At 74.6% G+C, this 2,606-nt stretch carries 3 protein-coding genes; 1 reads left to right on the forward strand and 2 read right to left on the reverse strand.

The annotated features are described in order from the left end of the window. Positions 1–361 precede the first annotated feature (361 nt). Positions 362–718, forward strand: coding sequence for a VOC family protein (locus E0D90_RS24945; RefSeq protein WP_130800193.1), 357 nt, complete (start codon positions 362–364; stop codon positions 716–718). A gap of 83 nt (positions 719–801) precedes the next feature. Here E0D90_RS24945 and E0D90_RS24950 read toward each other — a convergent pair whose 3' ends face one another. Continuing rightward, entirely contained in the window at positions 802–1,326 is a 525-nt protein-coding gene (locus tag E0D90_RS24950) for an arginine repressor (RefSeq protein WP_103503571.1), read from the reverse strand. A 37-nt stretch (positions 1,327–1,363) separates the two neighbouring features. Continuing rightward, positions 1,364–2,512 carry an acetylornithine transaminase gene (locus E0D90_RS24955; protein ID WP_130800194.1) on the reverse strand — a complete coding sequence of 383 codons (1,149 nt, stop codon included), beginning with the start codon at positions 2,510–2,512 and terminating at the stop codon, positions 1,364–1,366. Between the last annotated feature and the right edge of the window lie 94 nt (positions 2,513–2,606).

Consider the following 2,606-nt stretch of genomic DNA (forward strand, 5'->3'; position numbering starts at 1 on the left):
GGCCGCCGCCGACCACGGCCGCCGGGCGATGGCGGCGCTCGACGCCGCCGCGGTGACCGGACCGGCGGCGGAGGCGCTTGCCGCTCTCGCGGCTCTGGCCTGCCGTCGCGACCACTGAGCGGGCTCTGGCCACCCTGCCGGTGCCCAGGAGGGAGAAGAGCGCCGGGATGCCGGTCGGCGCGCGCCGTCCTACCGTGAGGACACGGCGCGCGGCGTGAACCGCGCGCTGCCACGTCCAGGCGGCCTTCCCGTCCGGGCGGACGGGAGGCGGCCCGGACGGCACCGGGACGACCGCGACCGCGGGTACCACCCGAACGGCCCCCGTCCTCCCGGGCGGTCGCCGCCGCTCGGGAGGTTCACGATGACCGGCGAGATCACGTTCTTCGAACTCGGGGTGGACGATCCCGCCCGGGCCCACGCCTTCTACGGCGGGCTGTTCGGCTGGACCATGCGCAAGAGCCCCGACGGCACGGGCCTGACGATCGAGGGGTCGTCCGTGCCCGGCGGCATCCACGGCGGTGATCCCGGCAGCGCGCCCTACCTCTTCTTCCGGGTCGACGACATCGACCGGGCACTGGAGCGTGTCCGTGAACTGGGCGGCTCCGTGGAGGAGGTGGAGATCGACGGCGACGCCGACGCCCAGGCGCGCTACGGCCGGTTCCGGATCTGCCGCGACGACCAGGGCTCGCCCTTCGGGCTCCACCAGCCGCCGGGCTGACCCGGGGCCCACCGGCCGCGAACGCGGCGGACAGCGGCGGACAGCGGGGGCCGGCCCCGGGCGGGAACGCGCCGGACAGCGGGTCAGCGTTCCTTCTGGGCCAGCCTCAGCAGATGGTCGGCGAGCTGCCGGCCGCCCTCCGGGTCCCGGCTGATCAGCAGCAGGGTGTCGTCCCCGGCGATGGTGCCCAGGATGACGTGGATCTCGGCCTGGTCGATGGCCGACGCCAGGAACTGGGCCGCGCCCGGCGGGGTGCGCAGCACCACCAGGTTGGCGGAGGCCTCGGCGGAGATCAGCAGCTCTCCCGCCAGCCGCGCCATCCTCTCCTCCTTGACCGACTCCCCCAGCGGCACCTGCGGGGTGCGGTAGCCGCCCTCGCTGGGCACCGCGTAGATCAGCTCACCACCGGTGTTGCGGATCTTGACGGCGCCCAGTTCGTCGAGGTCGCGGCTGAGCGTCGCCTGGGTGACGGCCAGCCCGTCGTCCGCCAGCAGTTTGGCGAGCTGGCTCTGGGAGCGCACCGCCTGCCGGTTGAGGATGTCCACGATCCGCCGGTGCCGGGCGGTTCGGGTCTGGGGTACCGCGGGCCCGCTGTGCTCCTCGGTCATGCTGCCTCTCCGGCTCATCGGTTGGTCCGCCGTCCGCTCACGGTGCGGCGGGCGCTGCGGCCGCCGCGTCGAGGACGCCCGGCAGCGCGCCGGTGAGGGCGTCCACCTCCGGCTCCCCGATGATCAGGGGTGGCGCCAGGCGGATCACGTCCGGCGCCACGGCGTTCACCAGGAACCCGGCGTCCTGAGCCGCCTGTTGCACCCGGGGTGCGACCGGCTCGGTGAGCACGATACCCAGCAGCAGGCCGCTGCCCCGCACATGGTCGACGAGGGGGTGGCGCAGATTGCTCACCGCGTGCCGCAGCCGGTCGCCGGTGTGCCGGACCCGCTCCAGCAGCTCCTCGGACTCGATGGTGTCGAGCACGGCGAGGGCCGCCGCGCAGCAGACCGGGTTGCCGCCGAAGGTGGAGCCGTGCTGACCGGGGGTGAGAAGCCGGGCGGCGTCCCCGAAGGCGAGGGTGGCACCGATCGGCATGCCGGCGCCGAGTCCCTTGGCGAGGGTGATCACGTCGGCGTCCACCCCGGCGGCCACCGAGGCGAACCAGTGCCCGGTGCGTCCGATGCCGGTCTGGATCTCGTCCACCACGAGCAGGGTGCCGGTGGCCCGGGTGATCTCGCGGGCCGCCCGCAGATACCCCTCGGGGGCGGGTACGACGCCGTTCTCGCCCTGGACGGGCTCGACCACGAACAGCGCGGTCTCGGTGGTGACCGCCTCCCGAAGGGCCTCGACGTCGCCGTAGGGCACATGGGTGACGTCGCCGGGCAGTGGCCGGAACGGCTCCTGCTTGGCGGGCTGGCCGGTCAGCGCGAGGGCGCCCATGGTGCGGCCGTGGAACCCGCCGACGGTGGCCACCATGTGCGTGCGGCCGGTGCGCCGGCCGATCTTGACCGCCGCCTCGATGGTCTCGGCGCCGGAGTTGGCGAAGTAGACCGCTCCCGGGCGTCCGGCGAGGGCCAGCAGCCGCTCGGCGAGCCGTACCGGGGGTTCGGCGGTGAACAGGTTGGAGACGTGGCCGAGGGTGGAGATCTGCTCGGTGACCGCCTTCACCACGGCCGGGTGGGCGGTCCCGAGGGAGTTGACGGCGATGCCGCCGAGGAAGTCGAGGTAGGAGTTGCCGTCGGCGTCCCACAGCCGGGCGCCCTCGCCGCGCACCACGGGCACCCGCGGGGTGCCGTAGTTGTCCATCAGCGAGCCCTGCCAGCGTCCGGTCAGCGCCGCGTTTCCACCGGTGACGGTCCGGTCGGGGGCCTGGTCCGCGGCCGGGGCGGCGGGCGTGTCC

Origin of the sequence: Streptomyces otsuchiensis (assembly GCF_004305975.1) — a bacterium.
GTDB lineage: Bacteria > Actinomycetota > Actinomycetes > Streptomycetales > Streptomycetaceae > Streptomyces > Streptomyces otsuchiensis.